Below are 25,354 nucleotides of genomic sequence, written 5' to 3'. Positions count from 1 at the left end.
GCCCGTCTGAAGTCACCACGACTGTCGACGGGCCTGTTCGTGTCGCGGATCCGAGACTCACTGTCTCACCGTCACCGTCGGCGTCGGACATCCGAGACCCTTTCCATCACCCATCTGGCCCCCACCGCCCCAGACGAGGCAGAACTACAGCCGCCGAGACGAAAAGTGCTCGGGCCCAACCTGATGAGGTTGGGCCCGAGCACTTTCGGTGTTCGGTTAGTTGATCTGTATTCGGCCGTCGACGGCTTCGATCCGCGGGATCGGCAGTGCGCGTACGGCAGGCGGGGCTGTCACGAACTCCTCGACGGTCGGCACTTCACCGTTCGGAATCCTCTGCTTCATCACGGACGGGTTCATGATCACGACTGTATTCATGTTTCCCGGATGCGTCTCCAAACCGAACACGGCTACTGACCGACTGCTTCGATCAATGCGCTGAGGTGGGTGTAGCTCTTCTTCGCGGCGTCGAGCGTGCCGCACTCCACCGACAAGACGACGTCGTGGTCGGCCGCGGCGAGTGTGTCGACGATGCGCTTCCAGTCGATGACGCCTTCACCGCATGCGCATCCCAGCATGCCTCGCACTTTTCCGCGTAGACGTTTCGCGTCGTCTAACGCGATGTCCTTGGCGTGCAGGTGCGTGACCTGACCGATGATGGCTTCGAGCCACTCGTGCGGATCGTTCTCACTCAGGTAGCTGTTTCCGGTATCGAGGTTGATCGTCAGGGCAGGACTGTCGACCAAATTCATGATCTTGTCGAGGCGCTCCGGAGTCGCGGTGTACGGCCCGTGGGTCTCGATTGCGATCTTGATACCCCGGGGTTCCGCGACCAGCGCTGCCTCCTTCAGGGTGTACCGCATGAGCGTGTAGTTCTCTTCCTCCGTGGTCCAAGACGGGGTGGGTCCATCGTCGACCATGATCATCGGAGAACCTGCCTCCGCGGCGTAACGGATGGCCTGGCGGAAGTACTCCACTGCCACCTCCGGCTTGGCGAGTGGTGCGTGGCTCGACAGCGACGAGATGCTGAGACCGCGATCTTCGGCCGCATTCCGTAGGATCAACGGATCGTCGAGCATGGACCGACTGTGGAAATATCCTGCTGCACTGAGCAGTTCACGACCCCAGTGCACCATCGGCTCGACGTACTTGTAGCCGATCTCAGCAGCTTGGTCCATGGCCCAATCGAAAGAGCCGTTCTCGTATCGCGCGAACTCCAGATTAAGTCCGAGTTTGATGTTGCCCATGACTTACAACTACTTTCCGGTGAGGGGTGGGTCAGAAGCCGCGCTGGTTCACGTAGTCGTCTCGAACTTCGCCGTGGTACGCCGGTACGGTGATATCCCACCAACCCATTGCATGCATCTCGGTCCAGGGCAGCTCGCGAGCACTGATCGCCTCGATGACTACGGGGCCCTCGGTCTCGAATGCGCGCTGAACAGCGGCGCCGAGCTTTGCCGGATCCTCGACACGCTCGGACTTGCATCCGAGGGACTGGGCGAACGCAGTGATATCGGCGAAGTACGGGGATCCATCCGGCAACTTCCACCCTGAGATGATTTCCCGTTCCGCGCCGAAGAGATTGATCTGAAGGTCCTTGATTGCTTCCCAGCCACCGTTGTTCAGAACGACGAAGACGACATTGACGCCGCTCATGGCGGCAGCTGCGATCTCCGTGCCGGTCTGTAGGAACGCGCCATCGCCGACGAGCGCGAGAACCGGCTTGTCCGGTGCGCCGATCGCGGCGCCGATCGCGGCAGGTACACCGAATCCGATTCCGGAGAATCCGCCGGCAACGATGTTGCTCTTCGGCTCGTAGATCGGGAATTCGTTGAACGCCTGGTTTGCCGGGTTGCTGGAATCGGTGACCAGAATTCCGTTACGCGGAAGAACCTTTCGGATCTCGACCATTGCCCGCGAGTTGGTCATCGGTAAGTAATCGGTCTCACGCATAGGGCGCAGGTGCTCGTCCCACTGCGCCTTCAAGTCCTGAAGTTCGGCGTAGTAGTCGGTTGCTCGGAAGTCGTAATCCGCTGCCGGTGCGCCGAGTTCGTCGATCAGAGACGCGAGCGAGGTCTTGGCGTCGCCGACGATCCCGACCTCGACCGGGTAGTTGCGGCCGATCTCGAATCCGTCGATGTCTATGTGAACGAGTTTCGTGTTAGGGATGTCGAATGTGACTCCCGGGCGGTACGAGGACGTGATGCGATCGCTGAACCGGCAACCCACTGCAAGAATGACGTCGGCGGTCTTGGTGACTCCGTTACCAGGAATCGATCCCATGTCGCCGCACGGCCACGCGTACAGATCGTGGTCTGCAGGGAATGCGCCTTTGCCCTGGAAGGAGTGCGTCACGGGAGCGCCGAGACGTTCCGCCAGTGTGAGGAGTTCCGCACCGGCCTCGGCTGCGATGACGCCTCCGCCAGCGAGGATCACGGGACGCTTAGCACCCGCCAGTAGCTTGGCTGCCTCGGCAATGGCGACGGGATCACCAGTCGCCCGGGTCTGAGCTCGGCGCGAGTACAACTCTGGAACATAGTCGCCGTACTCAGCTTGCAGGTCCTGCGGGATATCCACCAGGACAGGCCCTCTGCGACCTTCGAGCATCGTGTTGAACGCCTGAGCCATCGCGGAAGGTAGCTGCTCCAGTCGACCGGGCTGCCACCAGCGCTTGACGACCGGCTCGACCATCCGTGGGAAATTGTTCCCGTGCGGCCGATCGATCTCCTGGAGGACGCCGCGGTTCTCCATATACGTGTGAACGGCACCGGTGATCAGAATCATCGGCTGCGAGTCCGCGAACGCAGTCGCGATTCCGGTTACGGTGTTCGTCGCTCCCGGTCCGATGGAAGTACAGACGGCCGCGATCTTGCCCGATGCGCGGTAGTAGCCGTCGGCCATGTGTGCGGCGCCCTGCTCGTGGATGGCGGGAACCAACTCGATTTCGTCGGCCCGGTCGACGAACGCATCAAGTAACGCCGTATTGCCGTGTCCCGGAATAGCGAATACCTTTTCAACTCCTTCACGGATCAGTATGTCGACCACCATCTGGCCACCGGTGAGCTTTTGCACAGTCATGTTCTTCACTTTCGAATCGAAAAGAATTGGGGTGAGCAATTTATGCAGAGATCGACGAGCCGTGCGATGCACCCGCCGTGGAGTCGCCGCTTCGAGCGATGATCGAATCTGCAACACGCAACGCGTTCGCCGCGATCGACAGCGCCGGATTCATCACCGGGAGCGACGGAAAGAAGGAGGAGTCGACGACATACAGGTTGTCGACATCGTGTGCCTGGCAACTCGGATCGAGGACCGATGTAGCCGGGTCGGTACCGAGCCGAACGGTTCCGGCCTGATGCGAGTTGACCTCTATCCCGGTTCCTTCACTGATGACCACTGGAAATCCGATCTTGCGAAGCATTTTTCGCGTCTCGCGAACCAGAACCTCGTGTGCCCGGACGTTATTCGGTTCCCACGCGATCTGGATACGCCCTCCGGGAGTCAGCGTGACACGATTTTCAGGGTTGGGCAGATCCTCCGTGAACAGCCACCAATCGGTACTACGGTTCGTGGCAAGGCTCAACGCCCATTTGGGGATGTGGGGCCGTTGCCCCTTGATCATCTCCGCCTGGAGCTTCCCGATCAGTTGCACGTGGCCCAGCGGATACGGATGATCGTCAGTGCCACGCAGGTAGAAGTCGTTGAAGTACAACGTCTTTTGAAACTCGGACTTGTTCTTCTTGAGTGGGTCGATGGCCACCATGATCGAGTTCATGTGCACCATGTAGTTACGACCGACCATTCCGGAGGAATTTGCGAGCCCGTCAGGATGGACAGACGTGGCCGAACGTAGCAGCAGCGCTGCAGAATTGACCGCACCACAGGAGATTACGACCGTATCCGCACGTACGGTGGAGGTGACGCCGCGATGGGTCACTTCGACGCCTGATGCTCGACGTCCGGAATCGTCGGTCAGCACCTTCTCCACGTACCCGTTCGTGACGATTTCGACGTTGCCCGAATCGAGTGCGGGTCGCACGCAACAGACGTCGGCATCCGATTTCGCCAAGGTACGGCAAGGGAACCCGTCGCATGTCTTGCATCGAATACATGACCCACCCTGCCGAAGGTCGACCCCGAGCGGGAGATTGGAAGGGGTGAAACCCGCCTTACGCATATCGTCGGCGACCTGCTGTATCGCTGGCTCGTGCCCTACGGGAGGGTACGGAAACGGTTCGTTGCGTGGCAACGTCGGGTCGTCGGTGTGGTCGCCGTGAACCTTGTACACCTGCTCGGCACGTGCGTAGTAGGGTTCGAGATCGTCGTACGAGAACGGCCATGCCGGCGATTCACCGTCGTGATGCCGTGAGGACTGAAAATCCTCCCTCCTGAACCTGACCAGCGAGCCACCGTAGAATTTGGTGTTTCCGCCGACGTAATAGTAGGTGCCGGGGGCGAACTCCCGCCCTTCGGTGTCGACCCATTTTTCGGCGTTCTTGTACCGATCTTTCTCGAACACCGCTCGGGGGTCCCAATTCTGACGTTCCTGTGGAAGGAAGTCTCCCCTCTCGATCAAGAGCACATCGAGGCCGGAATCCTTGAGAGCGTATGCCATCGTTCCACCCCCCATTCCGCTTCCCACGACGATGACGTCGTAGTTGCTCTTACAGGGGGGATGACTGTCCATTCGTGTCTTTTCGAACATGGTTTCCGTCTCCTGGCTGGCTTGACGCTGTACGTCCTTGAACCGTGCCGACTCAGCTTCTGTCAATCCTGACGCAACAGGACTGCAAGTAGTTATACGTATCACTAAACGATACCGCCCACATGTGCGGTGTCAACCGCCCTGAAGACCTGGTCAGGTCGACGGGACGAGCGGATCGAAATCGGGAGCCGACACGATCGCAGTTCGTGCCAAATTCGCAGGCTCCATGATCGCGTCCAAATCCTCCTTGCCCAACAACCCGCGTTCGAGCACCAACTCCACGACGGTGCGACCGGAAGCAAGCGCGTCCGCCGCCAATTCCGTCGCGGCTGTGTAGCCGATGTAGGGATTGAGCGCGGTCACGACACCGATCGAAGCCGCGACCGTTCGTTCGAGATGCGCGACGTTGGCGGTAATGCCGATCACGCATCGCTCGCGCAACACAGTGCAGCCCCGCGTGAGGAGTTCTGCAGTCTCGAACAGGCTGTGTGCAATGACAGGTTCGAATGCGTTGAGCTGCAGTTGACCCGCCTCGGCAGCCATGGTGATGGTCAGATCGTTTCCCACCACCCGGTAGGCAATCTGATTGACCACTTCGGGAATGACCGGATTGACCTTGCCGGGCATGATCGACGAACCCGCCTGCACCGCAGGTAAATTGATCTCACCCAGCCCTGCGCGTGGGCCCGAGGACAGCAATCTCAGATCGTTGCAGATCTTGGACAGCTTGACCGCAGTGCGCTTGAGCACTCCCGACAACTGAACGAAGGCCCCGACGTCCTGGGTTGCTTCGATGAGATCCGATGCCGTCGAGATGTCGAGACCGGTGATCGACACCAGGTGCTCACGCACACGTCTGGCGTACTCCGGGTGCGCATTGAGACCGGTGCCTATCGCCGTCCCTCCCAGGTTGATCTCCGAGATCAACCGAGCGGCCTCTTCCAGTCTCTGAGAGTCCTCCTTGATCATCACGGCGAACGTGACGATCTCTTGACCGAGAGTCATCGGGACCGCGTCTTGCAACTGAGTCCGTCCGACCTTGAGCACGTGGGAGAACTCGGCTGCTTTCTCCGCGAATGCGCCTGCAAGTTCGTCCATCGCACCTCGAAGCCTGGTGACCGCACCTTGCAAGCCGATTTTGATCGCGGTGGGGTAGACGTCGTTGGTGCTCTGACTCATGTTGACGTGTTCGAGAGGATGGAGGAATTGGTACTGCCCCCGTTCGCGGCCGAGCATTTCGAGCGCGCGGTTCGCGACCACTTCGTTGGCGTTCATGTTCGAGGACGTGCCGGCACCACCCTGAATGACGTCGACGACGAACTGGTCGGCGAACCTGCCCGCGCGAATCTCCTTGCAAGCTTGCTCGATCGCTGTTGCATGCTCGGGCGAGAGGATTCCGAGGTCGGCGTTCGCCCGAGCCGCGGCCTGCTTGACCGCGGCCAACGCCGATACCATGTCCGGGTGGACCGAGAGAGGAATACCGGTGATCGGGAAGTTCTCCAGTGCCCTCAGCGTGTGGATGCCGTAGTAGGCCTCCGCAGGCACTTCACGATCACCGAGCAGGTCGTGCTCGATGCGCATCGTCATTTGAGGTTTGCCGCCACCGGGATCTCGCCCCACGGTAGTTCGGCTCCACCGAACTTCGCCGCACGCAGGTCACCTGAACGGGCGTGGCCTTCGAAGCGTTCCAATCGGGACAGTCGCGCAGCGATCTCGCCGATCCTGGCGCTCGCCGCCGGATCGCGCACCTCCTGGAAAGTGAGGGTTTTGAGGAACTTCCCTACCCAGAGCCCTCCGGTGTAGCGCGCAGCGCCAAGAGTAGGAAGTACATGGTTGGTCCCGATCACTTTGTCGCCGTATGGAACACACGTTCCTTCCCCGAGGAAAAGGGCACCGTAGTTGCTCATGCTGTCGAGCGCTTCACGCGGATTCCGTGTCAGGATCTGTACGTGCTCGGAGGCAAACTTGTCCGCGAGTTCATATGCTTCGGAGAGAGTCCCGACAACGTGGATCTGTCCATGGTCGCGCCAGGCAGGCCCGGCGATCGCGTTCGTCTCCAGACCGGGTAGCAATGCGTCGATGTGTTTGGTCACCTCGTTGCCCACAGCCTCAGACGTCGTGATCAACACACACGGTGAATCCGGACCGTGCTCAGCCTGGCTGAGTAAATCCACTGCGATGGTGAACGGATCGGCGTAATCGTCGGCAACGATCAGTGTTTCGGTGGGGCCTGCAAAGAGATCGATTCCGACCTCACCGAAGAGTTGACGCTTTGCCTCTGCCACGTATGCGTTGCCCGGCCCCGTGAGGATCGAGACAGGATCGATCGTCTCGGTACCGAGAGCCAGCGCTGCGATCGCCTGTACGCCACCGAGCACGAAAATCTCGTCGGCCCCGGCGAGATGCATTGCGGTGATGCTGATCTGGGGCGGGAGTCCGTCGTTCGGGGGCGTCGTGGCCGCGACGCGTTCGACGCCTGCGACCTTCGCGGTCAGCACCGTCATGTGCGCCGACGCTGTCAGCGGGTACCTGCCACCCGGAACGTAGGCTGCAGCCGCGTCGATCGGAACGTTCCGGTGCCCCAAGAACACGCCGGGCAGAGTCTCGACCTCGAGGTCTGTGATGGTATCGCGCTGCGCCTGGGCGAAGTCGCGAATCTGACGCTGCGCGAACTGCAGGTCCTCGAGGACCGTTGTCGGGACGGACTTGACGATCTCGCGGATCTGATCTTCGTCGAGCCGGAACGAATCCGGCGACCACCGGTCGAAACGGTCAGAGTACTTGCGGACCGCGTCGTCACCGTTGGCACGAATGTCTGCGATCACACCCGCGACTGTGTCGACCACCGCCGGATTGCTGGCACGCTGCGCTGGTTCGCCGACTGCTGCTTTGAGAACGAACGACATTGGCGGGTTGCTCCTTCGAGGTGAGGCATGAAATCAAACTGATAGCCCTAGCTTTCCTGCGAAGTGATCCAGCGAACAGACACATAGGGGGAAGCACTTCTGCCAAAATCTGCCCAATCCGTGCATGATATGCCGGTCGTTCGAAAGCTCACGGTCAGAGCAGGTGCAGCGCTCGCGCCTGCTCACAGTGGTCGATCAGCGGCTCACGCTTGCACGTTTTGGCGCTGTCGATATTTATCGCCACTTCGTAGTGTTGGCCTACCAGATTTCGTCCGCGCCGAACTCCTGACGTCGAGTCGGCCAATACCCGGAGCCGTCGTTGTCTATTCGACATCGTCGATGCCCGAGAAGGAATACTTCGATGAGCGAACAACCGCATCTCGTCTGGGGAATCGTCGGTGCGAGTGATATCGCCGAAACGCGAATGATTCCCGCACTGCGAAGGACCGGCCACCACATCAGTTCCGTGTACAGCGGAAATGCGGACCACGCCGAGCAGTACGCACGTCGGAACGAGATATCGAACCGAACGAACAAGCTGAACGATCTGCTCAGCGATCCCCTCATCGATGCGGTCTACATCTCCAGTGCAAATGATCGCCACCTCGAGCAGGTGTGCGCGGCGGCAGCAGCCGGAAAACACGTTCTCTGCGAGAAGCCGCTGTCGACGAGCATCGACAATGCGCGGAAGATGACCGCCGCTTGCCAATCCGCCGGCGTAGTCCTAGGTGTCAACCACCACCTGCCTGCCGCAGGTACGCACCAGGCCATTCGACGCACAGTGACGCGCGGCGACATAGGCCGGATTCTGTCGGTCAGTGTTCGCCACACGTCACTCCTACCCGAACGATTGCGAGGGTGGCGACTCGGTAGCGCGCCGGGATCAGGCGCCGTCATGGATCTTTCCTGCCACAACGCATCAGTCGTGAATCCGCTACTCGGCACAAGAGCACTGACGGCGAGCGCGATCACTGTGGCTCAAGGAGATTGGGTGACCGAAGCCGAAGATGCAGCCTCCTCGTCGATTCTCTACGAGAACAACGTCCTTGTACGATTCCACGACACTTTCACTACGCCATTCGCACCCACGTATGTGGAGGTGCACGGGACAGCCGGCAGCCTTCATGCAGCCGACGTCATGACTCCGGAACCCATCGGGTCGGTCGTTCTGCACGATCGCCGGGGATCACACGAGATCGATGTCGAAGACCGCCGGCACACGTACGACATCACGCTGGAACACTTCACCCGTGCCACGCGCGGTGACGGCCGACCAGTCGTCGACGGACTCGACGCGACCAACGCACTGGCAGTGAGCATCTCGATACTCGAGTCGGCCAGGACGGCTAGCCGGGTCACAGTCGACTTCTGTGGACAGTAGCCGTTCACAATTCACACTCGGAGCTGGTTCGATCCAAGGTAGAGGTTCATGAAACGTCCCACTGAACGTGACGAAAATTCGGATTGGAATAGATTCGCGATCCCACAATTCGTGGAACTTCTGCGGTCCGGTTCAGTTGGGCGCGGCCCGGCAATCGTAGGGATCGACGGGAGGGGTGGTTCCGGCAAGTCGACGCTGGCCGCACTGTTATCGGCAAACTGCACAGGGACGGTCATCGTGCACACAGATGACATCGCGTGCAGTCGAACATTTTTCGGCTGGGATACCTTGCTCGCCAAGGAATTACTGGAACCTATACGGCGAACTGGGCTTCCATTCACCTTCCGGTCGAACCACGACAAGCCTCGCGATATCGCTGTCTCTGACCAGACAACGTTGCTTCTCGTGGAAGGTGCCGGGTCGATCCGCCGTTCATTGCGGATGTTGTACGACGCGACAGTGTGGGTCGACACCGCACCGGAGACAGCGCGACAACGATTGGTCGAGCTCGGCGAGGATCCACAGGGCTATCACGACGACAGGATGATCGAAGAGAATTCGTTGCTGAACGCGGACCGCCCCTGGGCGCACGCAATGTTTCACGTGTCTGGAACCAACTCTGCGACCAACGGCACAGTCCTGGTGCGCCGAACATAACCGCGTCGACCTCGAACAGCATTGGCATCACGAGTCGTCCACGGGGTTGTCTACGACGGGTCGCTGCCCAGTTACGGCATATTCTCCTGTACAGAGCGTCGGTGTCGCCAGCGATCGCGCGGCCCGATTCTGTACGAGTAGCAACCTGGATCAATCCGAGCCGAAACACACTACCGGGCACGGCGACCCGCGACGAAGGGTGAGATCGAGTCTCTCGGCGATATCGTGAGGCGCGAAAAGGGCCGAACCCGAATAGTTCTCGATCTCTTCCAGAGTCCACCATCTGAAACCGTGTAGGTGCTCATCGCGCAATTCTGCGTCGGTCAATGCCCCTCGTGGTTCGAATCCATGAACTCGAACCAGGAAATAGAAGTTGTCGACGCCGCTGAATCCGGGAAAGTGCTCTGGATCGATGATCGTTTGGCGCCAGACGAGCGGCTGCGTCGTGCGTAGTTCGAGCCCTACCTCTTCTCGAAGCTCTCGCTCGAGTGTGCCGCGTGGGGTCTCACGTTCCTCACAACGGCCACCGGGCGTGATCCAATAGGATTCATCGGATCTAGATCGAAAGTTGCACAACAGTATTCGATACGAATGATCCACGATCAGCGCTCGCGCAGAACGTCTGATCGACTCCGAAGGTCCGCCAGTGCTCATCCTGTTTCTTCCTCAAATCCCGAACAGAATTTCCTTCCGTTCGGTGACACCAGTGCGAGTACACCGGATTTCGATGTACTCGCACGTGGGCCACTGCTTGTTCGACCTCAGTGGGAGACCGTGTGATGCTCCGGCTTCAGAGCATTTCCCGTACGTTCAGTTTCCGAGTATCGCGGAACGGTTTTCATCAATACAGGACCGCCGACGGCGATGAGCAGGAGCAAGATTGCCGGCAGCGCCGGCATCCAGCCGATTCCGAATCCGTCGACGATGAGCGTGATCGCAGCCGGCCCGACGAGCATGCCGACGTAGCCGATCGCATTGACAATTCCGATGTTTCTTCCGGCGTTCTCGGGGTCACGACGGCCGGCAGCAGAGAGCATCAGCGGAGCCATGCATGCCAGCCCGAGCCCCAGGAGAACGAATCCCACCAGGGCGAACGGAGCTGACGCACCCCCGATCGCAAGCAAGGCACCGACGAATCCGATCACACCACTGACGGCCACGATGACGCGCGCACCGAAGTACTCGGCGAGCCGGTCACCGAAGAGGCGCCCCACGAATTGTGCACCGGAGTAGAAGGTCACAGCTGTCGCAGCCATACCAGCGCTGGTATCGGCATGGCGCCGGACGAACTCTTGTCCCCAGTCCAGAATTGCGCCTTCGCTGAGCATCGATGCCAGCATCAAGAGGCCGAATCCGGCCATGATCAGCAAAGTCGTCGTCGACGCCGATCTCCCGGTTGTCGATTGCTTCCCGAGAACGGCTGCGGCATCCGGGGGTAGCAGCTCATCGCGAGTCAACAACCAGCGACCGAACACAGCTCCGAGAACCGACATCGTGACACCGATCGAGATGTAGGCCACCGCGGGGCTCTCGACATAGTGACGGGCGATTGCACTGGCCACCAGGCCGATGACGAATCCGCCTGCCGGATAGGCCGCGTGGAACGCAGACATGATGGGCCTGCCGTAGTAACGCTCCACCTGCACACCGTGTGTGTTGAAGGCGGTATCGAAGGCACCTCTCAACAGGCCGATCATCACGCCGAGGAACATTGCGCTGGCAATACCCTGCAAGAACGCGAACGGGATATACATCAACGGGTAGATGATCATCGTCGGCATACAGGTGGCTCGCGGACCGTACCTGTCGACGAACGGCCCGATGAGGAAGCAGCCGACTGCAGCGCCGACGCCGATCGCCAATGCCACCAGCCCGAAATTCGAGTCTCCGCCCTCCCCCGACCACCCCAGGTGAGCACGGAGCGCAGTGGTGTTCGTCGACCACGTGAGCATGACCGCTCCCAATTGCGCGAATCCGAAGAATGTCGCAACCCGGGCAAGCCGAATTCGCTGGAGGCTCAGCGCCGGCCGGTCTTCCGAAATGTTCGTAGTCATTGTGAGTCCTCAATCTGCACACGCGTGCCCCTCAATAGGGTTGCGAGGCACGTCATGTACTGCAATCAGCGTTGTCCAAATCACGTTACGGAGTCGCCATCACAACAACGATGCGCAGTGCGAGAACTAATTCACCATAAATATGCACATATCGCGCACATCCTAGGCCAAACAGTCCCCGCAGCCGCACGCCCGCCAGGTCGACACTGCGCACTGCATCATTGCGCGTAACGACACCGGGGGATAACATTCACCACTCTCGTGCGGTTAAACGTATCACCGCACGTGGAAGAGTCAATACGGCAAGAATCAGCGCACTGGTAATCGATCGACCGAGCCGTATGCCCGAAGGTGAGCCTCGTGCCGGTGTAAAAGTCGCTACAGCGAGCCTGCACTGTTTTGCAACGACGCGTGGACGGTCACCCGCGAGACCGCACTCGCAAGCCTCCTGGCCGGCGCTGACCGCCTACTGATCCCCGGCGGCGATGAAGTCGCCACTGTCGCAAAGTCGTTGGCCGCCGCGGCCGTCCGGAATCCGATAGTTGGAGAACGCCTTCGCAACGCAGCAAACCGTGTCCGCGCGCTGGTCAATGCGACCGACCTATGCGATTTCCCAGGCAAACAAAAGCGAGGTTGAACGCGTCGTGGCCGACACCAAACGCTGGCGACCGCCTACCGCGACACTGCACACAGCAGTTACTCCCCCACCCGCTTCGCCCCCACAGTCACTCCCCCACCCGCTTCGCCCCCACAGTCACTCCCCCACCCGCTTCGCCCCCACCATCCGACGCGCTATCTCCAGATACCTCTCCACCAACTCGTCCGGAGACAACTCACCGTCCGGTCGGTACCACACCGCGACGGCGACGCACATCGTCACGACAGCTCGGCTGGCATCCTCGGGATGGTCGGCATCGAACACGCCCGAAGCAACGCCGTCGAGGACGATCCGGTCCACCTGCTTCTGCTGTTCGTCGCGCTGCGCGATGTAACTAGCCCGACTGTCGGGCTCCATGCTGCGGATCTCGGAGGAAGCGACGAACGACTGCTCGCGTCGAAACATGTGGAACCGCAACAGAGATTCGATCACCGCGTCGAAGCGGTCCGAGGGATCGTCCCCGGCGTCGAGTTCGGCGGCGCGGCTTCGCTCCAACAACTCCGTCATCACCACGGTCGCCAGACCGATCAACAGAGCCTGCTTGGACGGGTAGTGGTGGTAGAGCCCCGGCACCGACAGCCCGGACCGCGACGCGACGTCACGGATCGAAGTCCCGTGATAGCCCTGCTCGACGAACGCCTCCAGCGCCGCAGCGAGCGGTTTCGGTAGTCCCAGGTCTTCGTAATCGCGCCAGGACCCACGTACCGGAAGCTCGTTCGTCATACCGATACCGTAGATCGCCGTTGCGCCGCCGCCGAACGCGTCGGTGCCATTGGTTACAGTCGATGTTCACCGAAAGACAGGGACCAGTCATGATCCATGTTCGCCACTCCGCGGTTGCTGCCGTGCCGGTTGATGTCGCCTTCGACTACATCGACGACTACCGCAACGTCCCGACGTGGATGTTCGGTGTTTCCGAGTTCACACCGTTCGGAGAGTTCGATCAGGGGCTCGGCGCCACGTTCGACGCGGCCATGCAGATCGGGCCAAGCACGTTGCGCTCCAAGCTCGAGGTCACCGAGTGGGAGAAGAATCGGATCATCAAGCTGTCTTCGCTCGGCGGTGTATCCAACTCGTCCACGTGGGAGTTCGCCGCGATCGACGATTCCAAGACCGAGCTTTCCGTCGACTTCGCCTACAAACTCCCCGGCGGCATTGCCGGCAAAGCTCTCGGCCGCTTGATCGGGCCGTTCGTCGAAAACGCTGTCAGGAACAGCGAGGAGACGTTACGCCACAGCCTCGAGCAGCAGTTCGCGGCCCGCGGCGAAGGCTGAAACTACCCGCGGTCGCCTTCGAGGCCCAGAGCGTTGGCCCACACCTGAGTAGCCGTCTTGACGACGTCCTCGAACGGGACGGGTTTGCCGTCGGCGCCAGGTTCCTCGGAGACGAACGAACTGTAGGCAAGACGGCTCACCATCGCCGACAGTGCTCGGGAAGCCAGCAGCGGATCCAGTGAGCCGTCTGCCTTGCCAGCTGCTTGCAGGCGTTCGATGGCTCGGGCATTGCGAGAAATGAAGGTCTCGGCTCGGTCCCGACGCAGTTTCGCGAAGGCCGGATCGATGTGCGATACCTGCTCGAGCAGACCCATCAGTTTGGCGTTGCGGCGAAAAGCCGTCAGGTAGGCACGGTTGCTCGATTCGAGGACCGCATACGGATTGTCGACCTCGCGGACCCGTCCCATGCCGGGGTGCAGCATGTCTTCCTGCGCAACGTCGAGAACTGCGGCGAAGATCTGCTCTTTGTTGTCGAAGTAGGTGTAGAACGTGCCGGTGGAGCAGTTCGCTTCCTTGGTGATGTCCGTCAGACGGGCGTCGAGATACCCTGCGCGCTCGAACACCGTTCGAGCCGCTGCGACCAGAGAAGCCCTGGTCCGGACGCCGCGGGCAGTCACCGGCAGGTCACGCAGAAGCTCCGTCGCAGCCATGGATGGTGGCGGACGGTCTTCCCAGTTCTCCTGAGGTTCGGCGCGAGAGGTCACCAGCTACTTATACGGCAAAGCCGGCGACATCTCGGCATCGGCGTCAGGTGATGGTGATTCCTCCGTCGACGGCGATGGTCTGACCGGTGACGTATCCGCCTGCCTCGGACGCGAGCCACACCATGGTGGCCGCGAGCTCTTCCGGATCGCCCATGCGGCCGAGGATCAGGCGCGGAGCCATCGCGTCCAAGTAACCGTCGTTGTATTGGTCTGTCATTTCCGACTTGAAGAAGCCGGGCGCGATCGCGTTGACGCGAATGCCCTTGCGCGTTCCCCACTGCTGTGCGAGGTCACGGGTCAACCCGACGACGCCTGCCTTGCTCGCCGCATAGGCGGCCTGTGGGAGTCCGGCGGTCGTCAATCCGAGAATGCTCGAGATGTTGACGATGGAGCTGCCCGGGAGCATGACGCGGCCGCAGGCCTGCGCTGCCCAGTAAGACCCATTGAGGTTGATGTCGATGACGGCGCGGAACTGGTCCGGGGTCTCACGGGTCGCCGGAACAGCGGTTCCGACGCCGGCGTTGTTGACCAGTACGTCCACGCGGCCGAACTTCTCCATCGCGGCGTCGACCATGTTCTGAGCCTGAGCCGGATCGACGATGTCGGTGGCCACGCACAACGCTTCGCGGCCTGCGTCACGCACGAGCTTGGCCGTGTCTTCGAGCTTGTCGACGCGGCGAGCAGCGAGGACGACGTCCGCGCCGGCCTCTGCTGCGGCTTTCGCAAACGCCACCCCGAGGCCCGACGACGCACCGGTCACGATGACCACTCGATCGGTCAGAGAGAACTTGTCGAGAACAGACATGCGCGGTGATGCTCCTGTGTCGTCGGGTTCGGGAAGTGACGTATGGACTGCAGTGGCGTATCGACTGCAGTTGCGAAATTACAGGCCGAGATCGCGGCCGATGAGTTCCTTCATGATCTCGTTGGATCCGGCCCAGATCTTGGTGACGCGGGCGTCCATCCACGCGCGAGCGGCGCGGTACTCGGTCATGAAGCCGTAGCCGCCGTGCAACTGAACACAGTGATCGAGGACCTCGTTCTGAACCTGCGCGGTCCACCACTTCGCCTTGGCGGCGTCGATGGCGGTCAGCTCGCCGGCAGCGTGTGCTGCGACGCAGTTGTCGACGTAAGCCTGGGTTACCTCGATGCGGGTCACGAGATCCGCGAGAAGGAATTTGTTCCACTGCAGCGAGCCGATCGGCTGACCGAAAGCCTTGCGGTCCTTGGCATATTGCAGCGTCTCTTCGAGGATCGGAGCGGCGTGCGCGATGTTGGACACCGCAGCGCCGACGCGCTCCTGCGGCAGCATTTCCATCATGTGGATAAACCCGCGGTCGATCTCACCGATGATGTTGGTGGACGGCACGCGAACGTTCTCGAAGAACAGTTCGGCGGTATCGGACTCGTGCTGGCCGACCTTGTCGAGCTTGCGTCCGCGCTCGAAACCTTCCATGCCGGTTTCGACGGCAAAGAGCGTGATGCCCTTGGACTTCTTCTCGGGACTGGTCCGCGCCGCCACGATCACGAGATCAGCGTTGTAGCCGTTGGTGATGAAGGTCTTGGAGCCGTTGATGATCCAGTCGTCGCCGTCCTTGACCGCAGTGGTCTTGAGCGAGGCGAGGTCGGATCCGCCGGAAGGCTCGGTCATGCCGATGGCCGTCAGCATCTCACCGGTGCAGAACTTGGGCAGCCAACGCTGCTTCTGCTCTTCGGTGGTGAGCTGAACGAGGTACGGAGCAACGACGTCGGCGTGAATGCCGAAGCTCGAGGCAACAGCTGCACTGGCACGCGAGAGTTCTTCGGCCAGAACAGCGTTGAAGCGGTAGTCACCGGCTTCGCTTCCGCCGTACGCCTCTGGAACCTCGAGTCCGAGGAAGCCGTTGCGTCCCGCTTCGAGCCAGATTTCACGATCGATGAAGCGCTGGTCGATCAGCTTCTCTGCGACCGGAAGGATGTTCCGGTTGACGAATTCGCGGGCAGATTCGCGAAATGCCTCGTGATCGGGTCCGTACAGAGTGCGACGCATGACGAGTTGCTTCCTTTCGGCGTGGCAATGCCACACGTAACGATGTTCCTAAGCATTCGCTTAGAATCTAAGCATCTGCTTATAGTGAATCGAGAGCGGGATATTGTCAACATCGAAATCCGTCACACCTGGAGGAAACCGTGAGCGATTCACCTGACGTGGTGATCAGCCCCTCCAAAGCTGCGGCCCGTATCCGCGCGGCAGCCGTGGACGCTTTTGCCTCCGCGGGCTACGGCGGCACCACCACGCGTGACATCGCCGCACGACTCGACATGAGTCCCGCCGCCATGTACCCGCACTACCGCTCGAAAGAAGAGCTGCTTTTCGCGATCAGCTTCGAAGGTCACACCGAAGCGTTGAAGGTGGTCGAGGGCGCCGACAGACCGGGTGAAGAGCCGTCCGTTCGCCTCCAGGAACTGGTCAGCACCTTCGCCAGTTGGCAGGCCGGGCACCACTCACTCGCTCGCGTCGTCCAATACGAACTCACTGCACTCACACCAGAGCACTACCGAACCGTCGTCGCGCTTCGCCGCAGCACGACGCGGGTGGTCCGGGAGGTTGTCGACGCCGGCGTCCAGTCGGGCGACTTCACGATCCCCGATGCCGAAGGCGTCACCCTCGCCTTGATGTCCCTGTGCGTCGACGTGTGCCGCTGGTTCCCGGCCGGCAATTACACGAATCCGGAAGACATTGGAAAACTGTACGGAGACCTGGCATTGAGGATGGTGGGCGCCGCCTGAATCAGGTGACACCGACCGCAGAAAGGACTCGGCCAGTGGCCAACCGCACCTATCTCTACTCGACCCCTGTTGCTCCGCATGAGAATCCGGCTGCCGCTCGCGCCCGAGGTCTCACCGGTATCTCCGAGTGGTCGTACGCGATACCGCTGGTCCCGAGGATCCTTGTGTCCGTGAATCCCTTCGCCCACCAGTCGGTCATCTGGGACGACACCCCAGACCTGATCGCGGTCACCGCGCCCTGCGGTCCTGGTATCGCCCGGCTCGAAGACTTCCTCGGCCGAATCGATCACCCCGAACTCGGCACGATGGCCGGCGATGCGCTGCGTTTCCTGCGCAGCCACACCGAGCCCGACCACTACTTTGTCCTCGAGTGTGGCGAGATCTTCGACATGGACGACGAACCGTTCGCCGAACAGGGCGCGGCCCTGATGACCGGTCTGGCAGACATCGACGCCGAGATGGAGGCGGCTCTGGCCACACTCGCACCCGCCAAGCCGCGCTTCTGGGAGCGACTGTTCACGCCGACTCAGGAGAGCGTCGAGGAACCGCTACGCGAACTCGGCCTCGGTTACTGGTCCGAGACCCTGTACTTCGATCTCGACGTCCCGCAATAACCACCGATCAGTCAGAGATCTCACCGAGTCGACGCTCCAAGTAGGCCCGCTCCGGTTCCGTACCAACCAAATTCAGCGCACGTCGGTATGCAGACATTGCCGCGTCGGTGCGCCCCAACCGGGCGAGCAGTTCGGCGCGCGCGAGGTGATACGGGTGGTAGTCGGCAAGTTTGGGCTCCGCTGCCAGTTCTTCCAAAGCTGCCAGCCCAACCTCCTCGCCGTCGCGCATCGCCAGCGCCACTGCCCTGTTGACTGCGACGACAGGCGAAGGCGTCAACGTGAGGAGCACTCCGTAGAGCGCGCAGATCTGCGGCCAGTCGGTGCTCTCCACATCCGCCGCCTCGTCATGCAATGCGGCGATGGCAGCCTGCACCCCGTACGGCCCCGGCGCTCCCCCGGTCAACGCGACCACGACGAGGTCGCTGCCTTCCTCGATCATCGGCTGGTCCCAGCACCCGCGATCCTGATCTTCGAGGAGGACGATCCCGCCACCGGCGTCGGTACGGGCATCCCGACGCGCGTGGACGAGGAGCATCAACGCCAGCAACCCGGCGATCTCGCGCTCATCGGGAAGCAATGCGCGCAAGATCCTCGCCAGCCTGATTGCCTCTACCGCCAAGTCGACGCGTTGCAGATCCGGACCCGAACTGGCGGCATACCCTTCGGTGAACACCGAATAGATCACCTGCAGAACACCGGGCAGACGCTCCGGGAGTTCTTCGGCGCTGGGAGTTCGGAAGGGAATCCGAGCCTGACGTATCTTCTTCTTCGCACGCACGATCCGCTGCGCCATTGTCGCCGAAGGAACGAGGAAGGCCCGAGCAACTTCGGGCGTCGTCAACCCGCCGAGGCAACGCAAGGTGAGTGCGATTCGGTCGTCCTCGGCCAGCGCCGGGTGCGAGCAGGTGAAGAACAGCTGCAACCGCTCGTCGGGAAGTTCTCCGTCGACCGTGGGCGGCGCCGGGTCGGCACGATCGGCGTCCACCTGCATCACCGCCAATCGCGCCGCATAGGCCTGATCACGACGAAGCCTGTCGACGGCTTTGCGACGCGCCGTGGTCAGCAGCCAGGCGCCGGGTTTGGCCGGCACTCCGTCCACCGGCCAGTGCACCAACGCGGCCTCGACGGCTTCGGAGGTGACTTCCTCGGCCAGATCCAGATCACCGAAGCGACGGACGAGCGAGGCCAAGAGTCGTCCACGTTCCTCCCGGAACACTGACTCGATGGAGTTCTCGGCCTGCTCGTCCACGGCGAATCAGCCCCCGAACCCGGCCAGCGGACGCACCTCGACGCTTCCACCGTCGCGCGCGCCGGGGCACCGCGCGGCCCAGGCCAGCGCCGCATCCAGATCGGGAACGTCGATGACGTCGTAGCCGCCGAGGATTTCACGGGTTTCAGCGAAGGGTCCGTCGGTGACGGTCTTTTCTCCGGACTGCGAGACTCGAACCGTTGTCGTGGTGGTCAGGTCGGCGAGGGCATCGCCGGACACCCAGATGCCGGCATCCTTCATTTCCTTGTCGTATTGCTGCCAGTCCTCGAACGTGCACTGGGGTTCGGTGTCTCCGCCGGGCGCGGTGTAGATGAGCAACATGTACTTCATGACTGACTCCTTGGTCTGTTGTTTCTCTTCCGGCTTTCTTGCCTTACAACATGACGACGAACGGTTCTCCCCGGAATCGACAGGCGACTCGAAAAAACTTTCGGCGGGTTCGTCCGAGGTGCTGCCGTTAGGCTGAGTGTATGACCGAACGCGACCGGGACGCCGCTGGAAAGCCCCTCAATTCGCGGCCCCGCGACGGACTCGGCCGTCCACTGCCACGTGACGCAGCGGGCGGCGTCCCGCGCATTCCCGACGATGTGCGCCTCCCGCCGGACGAGTCGATCACCGAGGCTCAGCGTCTTCTCGACCACGGGATGCCTTTTCACGCGCACGAAATTTTCGAAGGAACGTGGAAGGACGCTCCCGCCGAGGAGCGTGACCTGTGGCAGGGACTGGCTCAATTGGCCGTCGGGCTCACCCATCTACTTCGGGGCAACAACACCGGTGCCGTCTCACTCCTCGGCCAGGGTCACGACCGCATCAGGCACTACGAAGTGGAAAGCCCGCACGGCCTCGACATCCCCGGCCTGCTGATGTGGTCCGAGCACTTGCTCGCTGAAATCGATCGCCCCGGCGATTTCCCCGCCCCTCCGATTCCGAGGTTGAGAATCCCCTGATGCCCATCTTCCCCATGTTTCCGCTCGGCTCTGCATTGCTTCCGGGTGAGGTGTTGCCACTGAACATCTTCGAGCCTCGGTACCGCGCACTGGTAGAGAACGTTCTCGAAGCTGCCGACGGCCCACTGTTCGGAGTAGTGCTCATCGCTCGTGGCCACGAGGTCGGTGGCGGCGAATCACGCCACGACGTCGGCACTCTGGCTCGGATCGAGTCTCATGTCGCAATGGGTGCCGGACGGTATCAGTTGTATTGCCGGACCGAAGGCCGCATCCGCGTCAATCGCTGGCTGCCGGACGATCCTTACCCACTCGCCGAAGTCGAATTGTGGCCTGACGAGAACAACGGAACACCTGTCACCGCTTACGAATACGACTCTCTCCTCGAGCGCATCGAGTTCATGTACGGAATGTTGGGAAAGCTCGCACTTCGGGCCGGCGAACAGACTCCGCGAATGCCCGTCCCACCGGATCCCTTGGATCCGCTGGGTTCTCGGCTGTATGCCCTCGCCAGGAGCATTCCGATGGGTGACGCCGATCGCCTGGCGATTTTGACCGCGCCAGGCGCCGACGAACGTATTCGCACGCTCTCGGAGGCGGTCGAGAACACCATCGAGGTGGCGCAGTTCAATCTGCTTTGAGCGCGACTACGCCATCGTCTGACCCATGTCGATGACGATTTTCGTCCCGGTGACCGCGCGGGAGAGGTCCGTCGCAAGGTAGACCACGGCGTTGGAGATGTCCTCGACGGTGGTGCGTGGGACGGACGTGAGCGGCCACTTGTACGAGTTCATGTACTCCGGATGAGTAGTGAGCACCTTACCCACGTTGGGATCGTTACCCATCTCAGTCTCCACCGCGCCAGGGTGGATGCTGTTGACTCGAATGTCGAAGCTTCCCAATTCCGTTGCAGCAGTGCGAGCCAAACCCACGAGGCCGTGCTTGGCCGCCGAGTAGTGCGCACAACCAGGCGCTTCGGCGACGCCGGCAGCACTGCTGACGATCACGATGGAACCACCGTTGCCCGCCTCGATCATCGAGGGAACCGCAGCCGCCATCGTGCGCCACACACCATTGAGATTGATGTCCACCAGCGTCGACCACTGTTCTTCCGGCATCTCCCAGAAACGATTCCACGTAGCGATGCCCGCATTGGCGATCACGACGTCGAGGCGACCGAACTTGTCGACGCCCGACGCCACCGCCGCCCGCAGCGCCTCGAGGTCACGCACATCCGCTACCGCGGTGACGATCTCGCGCCCCTCTGCTCGCACGAGACGGGCCGTTTCTTCGAGGTCGGCTTCAGTTGCGGCCGCGTAACCCACGTCTTCAGACACCGACGCGCACACGTCGACAGCGATGACGTCGGCACCTTCCTGCGCGAGTCGGATCGCGTGATTGCGTCCCTGACCCCGCGCTGCACCGGTGATGAAGACGACCTTGCCTGCCAAGAGTTGTGTCATGGCCGGGACGTTAGACGCTGATGTGGCCCGCTGCCCCTGAGTTCCCGCTCGGCGGGAATCAGCCATCCACGATCACGACGTGCAGATTTCGCGGACCGTGTACACCTTCGACGCGTTCGAGTTCGATGTCGGAGGTTGCCGACGGGCCGCTGATCATGGTGGTGGGACGCTGCGGCGTCAGCCGCGCAATCGCCTCCGGCACTCCCACTTCCACACTGCTGCGATACACGACGCAGATGTGTGTGTCCGGTACCAGAGTCAACGCACGACGTCCCTGCTCCGGACCGGCGTCGAGGAAGATGGTGCCGGTCTCGGCGCACGCTACCTTCGAGCCGGTGACAACGGCGTCGAGGTTCTCGAGTTCAGGAGCCGGTACGTCCGGGCTGTCCACCACCAGCGTTCCGTCGAATCCGGCTACCCATGATCGGTCGAGGCCGGCGGGGATTCCCAGTGTGTGTAGACCGTGCACCCTTAGTATTCCGGTGACGGTCTCGGCGATTTCCATCGCCGCGCACTGGTGGACGTGCGCCTTGTAGTCCTCGAGGCGGTCGACGAACAAATCGATGAGCTCCCCGTCTGGCATGGTTCTGCCAGTCCGGTAGTTTCGCGGTATCTCGCCTTCGCAGGCGGGCGCCAAGGTGATGGCATCACGAATACGTCCGAGCACCAGTTCACGTGAATTCATCTGTCTGCCTTCCCGTCACGACGAGCCTCGTCCAATGCCGCGCGGCCTTCGTCGGAGTCCCACCAGGATCGGAAGGTCTGCTTGGGTGGAGCGGGAATGTCTCTGGCAGCTGTCCAACCGTTCAATGGAGGTGGCAATGTGGAGATCTTCCCCTTCTTGCCGGCCACGACGCGTCCGAGCCCGGCAGCTTTCTGAGCCAGCGTCCACCTGCCCTCGGTCGACATCGCCAGAGATGCGGCTTTCATCGCCAAAGACTCTGCCGTGACACCGGATTGCTCGACCTTCTGGTGCCGCAATTCGACCAGCAGCGACGGGATGTCGATCTTGACCGGGCAGGCGTCGAAGCACGCACCGCACAGACTCGAGGCAAAAGGAAGAGTCGAATTCGGATCGTCTTTGCCATGCATGCCCGCGAGCTGCGGAGTCAGTACCGCGCCGATCGGTCCCGGATAGGTGGATCCGTAGGCGTGACCACCGGTGCGCTCGTAGACCGGGCACACGTTCAGGCACGCCGAGCACCGTATGCAGCTCAGGGCTTCCCGCCCGATCTTGTCGGCAAGCGCGGCGGTCCGGCCGTTGTCGAGGAGGACCAGGTGAAATTCCTGTGGACCGTCGTCAGGCGTCACGCCGGTCCACAGGGAGGTGTACGGGTTCATCCGCTCCCCCGTCGACGACCGCGGCAACAGTTGAAGGAAGACCTCCAGATCCTGATAGGTCGGCAGAATCTTCTCGATGCCCATGACGGTGATCAGTGTTTTCGGCAGCGTCAGGCACATTCGCCCGTTGCCCTCCGACTCCACGACGGTCAGAGTGCCCGTGTCCGCGATGCCGAAATTGGCGCCGGAGACGGCGACGGGCGTCGTCATGAACTTGTGGCGTAAGAACTTTCGTGCAGCTGCGGCAAGTTCGGCCGGGTTCTCCCCGAGGTTCGGATCGACATCTGGCATCTCACGCAGGAATATCTCGCGAATCTCTGACCTGTTGCGATGGATCGCAGGAACCAGGATGTGCGACGGTTTGTCGTGGCCGAGCTGGACGATCAATTCCGCGAGATCGGTCTCGTAGGCGGTGATTCCCTTGGTTTCGAGATGCTCGTTGAGACCGATCTCCTGCGTTGCCATCGACTTGACCTTGATGACCTCGTCGGAGCCGGTGGCTTTGACAAGCTCGGTCACAATGGCGTTGGCCTCGTTGGCATCCGCTGCCCAATGCACCTGCCCACCGCGAGCGATTACTGCAGCTTCGAACTGTTCGAGCAGTTCCGGCAACCGCGCCATGACGTCGGCCTTGATCGCCGAACCCGCATCCCGCAGCTCCTCCCAATCGGGGAGCTCTCCAGTTACGTTGATGCGCTTGGCACGGATGGTATGCGTTGCCTTGCCGATATTGCGTCGCAGTTGCGCGTTGGCCAGCTCGTGATGTGCTGCGACAGGGAACTTCTCAGTACCTCGCAGGAACCCTGCACCTTCGGGTGACCTCGGCGGAAAGCTGGGCAGACCCAGCGTCACAGCGCTCATGCGTGCACCCGGCTTTCCACCGATGCCAAAATCTCCGCGAGGTGAATGGTCTTGGCGCCCATCTGCAGTCGTGACATCCCACCGCCGATGTGCATGAGACAGGACGAATCTCCGGCGCTGCAGAACTCTGCGCCGGTGTCGGCCACATGGCGAATCTTGTCAGCCAACATGGCCGTCGACGTCTCGGCGTTCTTGATGGCAAACGTGCCGCCGAAGCCGCAGCAGGAATCTGCTTCCGGGAGTTCGACCAGATCGATGTCGCGGACGTTGCGCAGCAACTGAAGTGGTTTGTCTCCCACTCTCAACATGCGCAGTGAGTGACAGGTCGGGTGATAGGTGACCCGGTGCGGGAAGTACGCGCCCACATCGGTGACACCGAGAACGTCTACGAGGAATTCCGAAAGCTCGAACGTCTTTGCCTTCACGGTCTGCACCTGCCCACACAGCGACGCGGTGCCGTAGCGCTCGGCGACGATCTCGTGTTGATGACGGATCGAACCGACGCACGATCCCGACGGCGCGACAACCGCGTCGATCGACGGGTCACCGAACGTATCGGCGTAATTCGCGACCAGTGGCAGCGCGCCCGGCTGGTAGCCGGTGTTGACGTGCATCTGCCCACAGCAGGTCTGCCCGGACGGAAACACGACGTCGTGCCCGAGACGGGTGAGCAGGAGGGCGGTGGCCTTGACGGCGTCGGGAAACATCGTGTCCCCGATGCAGGTGGCGAACAGCGCTACTCGCATGTGGTTCCCCGCAATCTGTCGGTGTGGTCTGACCACAGTAATTCATCCCCGGACAGGCCACCCCATAAACGGCGTCCACCCGGTTATGCTCTTGCCTCATGCCGACCGAGCCGAGCCCGCGAGCGTGGGAACAAGTACTGAGCCACCTCGAACGTCGGCTCGTTTCGGGCGAGGTGTCTCCTGGCCAGCGCCTGCCGGGAGAGAGAATTCTGGCAGCAGAGTTGGGCGTCGGACGGTCATCGGTCCGAGAAGCGTTGCGGGTCATGGAAGCACTCGGCCTCCTCAAGGCGCAGACTGGCTCCGGCCCGACGTCCGGCGCGATGATCGTGGCCAAACCGACCGGCGGCATGACCATGCTGATGCGGATGCAGGTTGCAGCACAAGGATTTCCGGTCTCGGATGTGGTGAAGACCCGACTCGTTCTCGAATCCGAGGTGATGCAGTCCCTGGCATCGCGGACCCCGACGCCCGACCTCAGCACGGCCGTCGAACTGCTCGACTCGATGGATGACGTAGATCTCTCGGCCGAGGAATTTCTACTACTCGACGCGCAATTCCACGTAGCGCTCGCCGACGCGGCGGGCAATCAGGTGATCGCAGCCATGATGACCGGCCTACGAGAGTCCATCGAGGCCTACGTTCTCGCGGGCGTGCAGATCGACAGCTGGCCGAGCACCTGCATGCGACTGCGTCACGAACACCGAGGATTGGTCGATGCGGTCAACGCGGGTGACGGCGAACTCGCACGTCAGCGCATAGTCGGACACATCCGCGGTTACTACTCGGAAAGCGCTCACTCCAGCCGGTGACAGGGGGTGGTAATTGCACCTCCAGAAGTCGTGTACTGTTGGTTTCACACCGACGCGGGGTGGAGCAGCTCGGTAGCTCGCTGGGCTCATAACCCAGAGGTCGCAGGTTCAAATCCTGTCCCCGCTACAAAGAAGAGGCCCGTAGGTTGCGAAAGCGACCTACGGGCCTTTTGCTGTGCGCCTTTATTAACCGCCGGGGGT

26 protein-coding genes and 1 tRNA gene are annotated in these 25,354 nt (G+C 61.6%); 9 read left to right on the top strand and 18 right to left on the bottom strand.

Going from position 1 to position 25,354, the window contains the following annotated elements; translation table 11 throughout:
• Positions 1–216: 216 nt before the first annotated feature.
• From B0E55_RS31685 to hisD, 6 genes are all read right to left on the bottom strand, one after another.
• Positions 217–357 carry a hypothetical protein gene (locus B0E55_RS31685; protein WP_157902081.1) on the bottom strand — a complete coding sequence of 47 codons (141 nt, stop codon included), beginning with the start codon at positions 355–357 and terminating at the stop codon, positions 217–219.
• Between the two features lie 50 nt (positions 358–407).
• Positions 408–1,244 carry a sugar phosphate isomerase/epimerase family protein gene (locus tag B0E55_RS13830; protein ID WP_070795628.1) on the bottom strand — a complete coding sequence of 279 codons (837 nt, stop codon included), beginning with the start codon at positions 1,242–1,244 and terminating at the stop codon, positions 408–410.
• A 31-nt stretch (positions 1,245–1,275) separates the two neighbouring features.
• Positions 1,276–3,075 carry a thiamine pyrophosphate-binding protein gene (locus tag B0E55_RS13825; RefSeq protein WP_070796055.1) on the bottom strand — a complete coding sequence of 600 codons (1,800 nt, stop codon included), beginning with the start codon at positions 3,073–3,075 and terminating at the stop codon, positions 1,276–1,278.
• Positions 3,076–3,115: 40 nt separating this feature from the next.
• Positions 3,116–4,702: a GMC family oxidoreductase gene (locus tag B0E55_RS13820; RefSeq protein ID WP_029537086.1), complete on the bottom strand. Its 1,587-nt coding sequence runs from the start codon at positions 4,700–4,702 to the stop codon at positions 3,116–3,118.
• 153 nt (positions 4,703–4,855) lie between these two features.
• Positions 4,856–6,289 carry an aspartate ammonia-lyase gene (locus tag B0E55_RS13815; RefSeq protein ID WP_019745471.1) on the bottom strand — a complete coding sequence of 478 codons (1,434 nt, stop codon included), beginning with the start codon at positions 6,287–6,289 and terminating at the stop codon, positions 4,856–4,858.
• Positions 6,286–7,608 (bottom strand): histidinol dehydrogenase, encoded by a 1,323-nt coding sequence (gene hisD / locus B0E55_RS13810; protein ID WP_080909896.1) that lies wholly within the window; start codon positions 7,606–7,608, stop codon positions 6,286–6,288. The genes B0E55_RS13815 and hisD overlap by 4 nt, the downstream gene beginning before the upstream one ends.
• A 361-nt stretch (positions 7,609–7,969) precedes the next feature.
• On the opposite strand from hisD, the gene B0E55_RS13805 reads away from it, so the two are divergent.
• The gene (locus B0E55_RS13805; protein WP_021331882.1) at positions 7,970–8,989 is read left to right on the top strand and encodes a Gfo/Idh/MocA family protein; all 1,020 of its coding nucleotides are present in this window, start codon (positions 7,970–7,972) and stop codon (positions 8,987–8,989) included.
• 405 nt (positions 8,990–9,394) lie between these two features.
• Positions 9,395–9,646, top strand: coding sequence for a hypothetical protein (locus B0E55_RS31900; RefSeq protein ID WP_133727159.1), 252 nt, complete (start codon positions 9,395–9,397; stop codon positions 9,644–9,646).
• 150 nt (positions 9,647–9,796) lie between these two features.
• Here B0E55_RS31900 and B0E55_RS13795 read toward each other — a convergent pair whose 3' ends face one another.
• The 3 genes from B0E55_RS13795 to B0E55_RS13785 all read right to left on the bottom strand — a co-directional run bounded on the left by B0E55_RS13795 (position 9,797) and on the right by B0E55_RS13785 (position 13,081).
• The gene (locus B0E55_RS13795) at positions 9,797–10,300 is read right to left on the bottom strand and encodes an NUDIX domain-containing protein (protein ID WP_080909894.1); all 504 of its coding nucleotides are present in this window, start codon (positions 10,298–10,300) and stop codon (positions 9,797–9,799) included.
• 107 nt (positions 10,301–10,407) lie between these two features.
• A complete protein-coding gene (locus B0E55_RS13790; RefSeq protein WP_080909893.1) occupies positions 10,408–11,700 on the bottom strand; it encodes an MFS transporter in 1,293 nt (430 codons plus the stop codon).
• A 754-nt stretch (positions 11,701–12,454) separates the two neighbouring features.
• Positions 12,455–13,081, bottom strand: coding sequence for a TetR/AcrR family transcriptional regulator (locus B0E55_RS13785; protein ID WP_070795625.1), 627 nt, complete (start codon positions 13,079–13,081; stop codon positions 12,455–12,457).
• A gap of 89 nt (positions 13,082–13,170) precedes the next feature.
• Between B0E55_RS13785 and B0E55_RS13780 the strand changes: the two genes are divergently transcribed.
• Complete coding sequence (locus B0E55_RS13780) at positions 13,171–13,632, top strand: SRPBCC family protein (protein ID WP_019745480.1); 462 nt, start codon at positions 13,171–13,173, stop codon at positions 13,630–13,632.
• 2 nt (positions 13,633–13,634) lie between these two features.
• On the opposite strand, the gene B0E55_RS13775 is transcribed toward B0E55_RS13780, so the two are convergent.
• The 3 genes from B0E55_RS13775 to B0E55_RS13765 all read right to left on the bottom strand — a co-directional run bounded on the left by B0E55_RS13775 (position 13,635) and on the right by B0E55_RS13765 (position 16,365).
• Entirely contained in the window at positions 13,635–14,282 is a 648-nt protein-coding gene (locus B0E55_RS13775; protein ID WP_021345651.1) for a TetR/AcrR family transcriptional regulator, read from the bottom strand.
• 97 nt (positions 14,283–14,379) lie between these two features.
• Positions 14,380–15,141, bottom strand: coding sequence for an SDR family NAD(P)-dependent oxidoreductase (locus tag B0E55_RS13770; protein ID WP_003939707.1), 762 nt, complete (start codon positions 15,139–15,141; stop codon positions 14,380–14,382).
• Between the two features lie 78 nt (positions 15,142–15,219).
• Positions 15,220–16,365, bottom strand: coding sequence for an acyl-CoA dehydrogenase family protein (locus B0E55_RS13765; protein ID WP_007730036.1), 1,146 nt, complete (start codon positions 16,363–16,365; stop codon positions 15,220–15,222).
• Between the two features lie 140 nt (positions 16,366–16,505).
• Between B0E55_RS13765 and B0E55_RS13760 the strand changes: the two genes are divergently transcribed.
• Positions 16,506–17,105, top strand: coding sequence for a TetR/AcrR family transcriptional regulator (locus B0E55_RS13760; RefSeq protein ID WP_020970923.1), 600 nt, complete (start codon positions 16,506–16,508; stop codon positions 17,103–17,105).
• A gap of 35 nt (positions 17,106–17,140) precedes the next feature.
• Positions 17,141–17,719: a DUF7822 domain-containing protein gene (locus B0E55_RS13755; RefSeq protein ID WP_080909892.1), complete on the top strand. Its 579-nt coding sequence runs from the start codon at positions 17,141–17,143 to the stop codon at positions 17,717–17,719.
• A 7-nt stretch (positions 17,720–17,726) separates the two neighbouring features.
• Here B0E55_RS13755 and B0E55_RS13750 read toward each other — a convergent pair whose 3' ends face one another.
• Together B0E55_RS13750 and B0E55_RS13745 are read right to left on the bottom strand one after the other, a co-directional pair.
• Complete coding sequence (locus B0E55_RS13750) at positions 17,727–18,968, bottom strand: RNA polymerase sigma factor (RefSeq protein ID WP_080909891.1); 1,242 nt, start codon at positions 18,966–18,968, stop codon at positions 17,727–17,729.
• Positions 18,969–18,974: 6 nt separating this feature from the next.
• On the bottom strand, positions 18,975–19,319 hold the full coding sequence (locus B0E55_RS13745) for a YciI family protein (RefSeq protein ID WP_080909890.1): 345 nt from the start codon (positions 19,317–19,319) through the stop codon (positions 18,975–18,977).
• 140 nt (positions 19,320–19,459) lie between these two features.
• On the opposite strand from B0E55_RS13745, the gene B0E55_RS13740 reads away from it, so the two are divergent.
• Together B0E55_RS13740 and B0E55_RS13735 are read left to right on the top strand one after the other, a co-directional pair.
• On the top strand, positions 19,460–19,936 hold the full coding sequence (locus tag B0E55_RS13740) for a DUF309 domain-containing protein (protein WP_020970927.1): 477 nt from the start codon (positions 19,460–19,462) through the stop codon (positions 19,934–19,936).
• A complete protein-coding gene (locus tag B0E55_RS13735; RefSeq protein WP_020909266.1) occupies positions 19,936–20,574 on the top strand; it encodes an LON peptidase substrate-binding domain-containing protein in 639 nt (212 codons plus the stop codon). The genes B0E55_RS13740 and B0E55_RS13735 overlap by 1 nt, the downstream gene beginning before the upstream one ends.
• 6 nt (positions 20,575–20,580) lie before the next feature.
• Here the strand turns inward: B0E55_RS13735 and B0E55_RS13730 are convergent, their stop codons facing one another.
• From B0E55_RS13730 to B0E55_RS13715, 4 genes are read right to left on the bottom strand one after another with little or no spacing between them, the layout of a single operon-like run.
• Entirely contained in the window at positions 20,581–21,396 is an 816-nt protein-coding gene (locus tag B0E55_RS13730) for a mycofactocin-coupled SDR family oxidoreductase (RefSeq protein WP_019745487.1), read from the bottom strand.
• 58 nt (positions 21,397–21,454) lie between these two features.
• A complete protein-coding gene (locus tag B0E55_RS13725) occupies positions 21,455–22,081 on the bottom strand; it encodes a LutC/YkgG family protein (RefSeq protein ID WP_029256356.1) in 627 nt (208 codons plus the stop codon).
• On the bottom strand, positions 22,078–23,598 hold the full coding sequence (locus tag B0E55_RS13720; RefSeq protein ID WP_080909889.1) for a LutB/LldF family L-lactate oxidation iron-sulfur protein: 1,521 nt from the start codon (positions 23,596–23,598) through the stop codon (positions 22,078–22,080). The genes B0E55_RS13725 and B0E55_RS13720 overlap by 4 nt, the downstream gene beginning before the upstream one ends.
• Positions 23,595–24,344, bottom strand: a complete 750-nt coding sequence (locus B0E55_RS13715; protein ID WP_080909888.1) for a (Fe-S)-binding protein — start codon at positions 24,342–24,344, stop codon at positions 23,595–23,597. The genes B0E55_RS13720 and B0E55_RS13715 overlap by 4 nt, the downstream gene beginning before the upstream one ends.
• Before the next feature lie 98 nt (positions 24,345–24,442).
• Between B0E55_RS13715 and B0E55_RS13710 the strand changes: the two genes are divergently transcribed.
• Complete coding sequence (locus tag B0E55_RS13710; protein WP_029256358.1) at positions 24,443–25,153, top strand: FadR/GntR family transcriptional regulator; 711 nt, start codon at positions 24,443–24,445, stop codon at positions 25,151–25,153.
• A gap of 53 nt (positions 25,154–25,206) precedes the next feature.
• Positions 25,207–25,280, top strand: a tRNA-Met gene (locus B0E55_RS13705).
• The last annotated feature ends 74 nt before the right edge of the window (positions 25,281–25,354 follow it).

The organism is Rhodococcus sp. 66b (assembly GCF_002076325.1).
Lineage (GTDB): Bacteria > Actinomycetota > Actinomycetes > Mycobacteriales > Mycobacteriaceae > Rhodococcus_F > Rhodococcus_F erythropolis.
The sequence above is the reverse complement of the archived record's forward strand: the minus strand, read 5'-3'. Positions and strand labels throughout refer to the sequence as shown.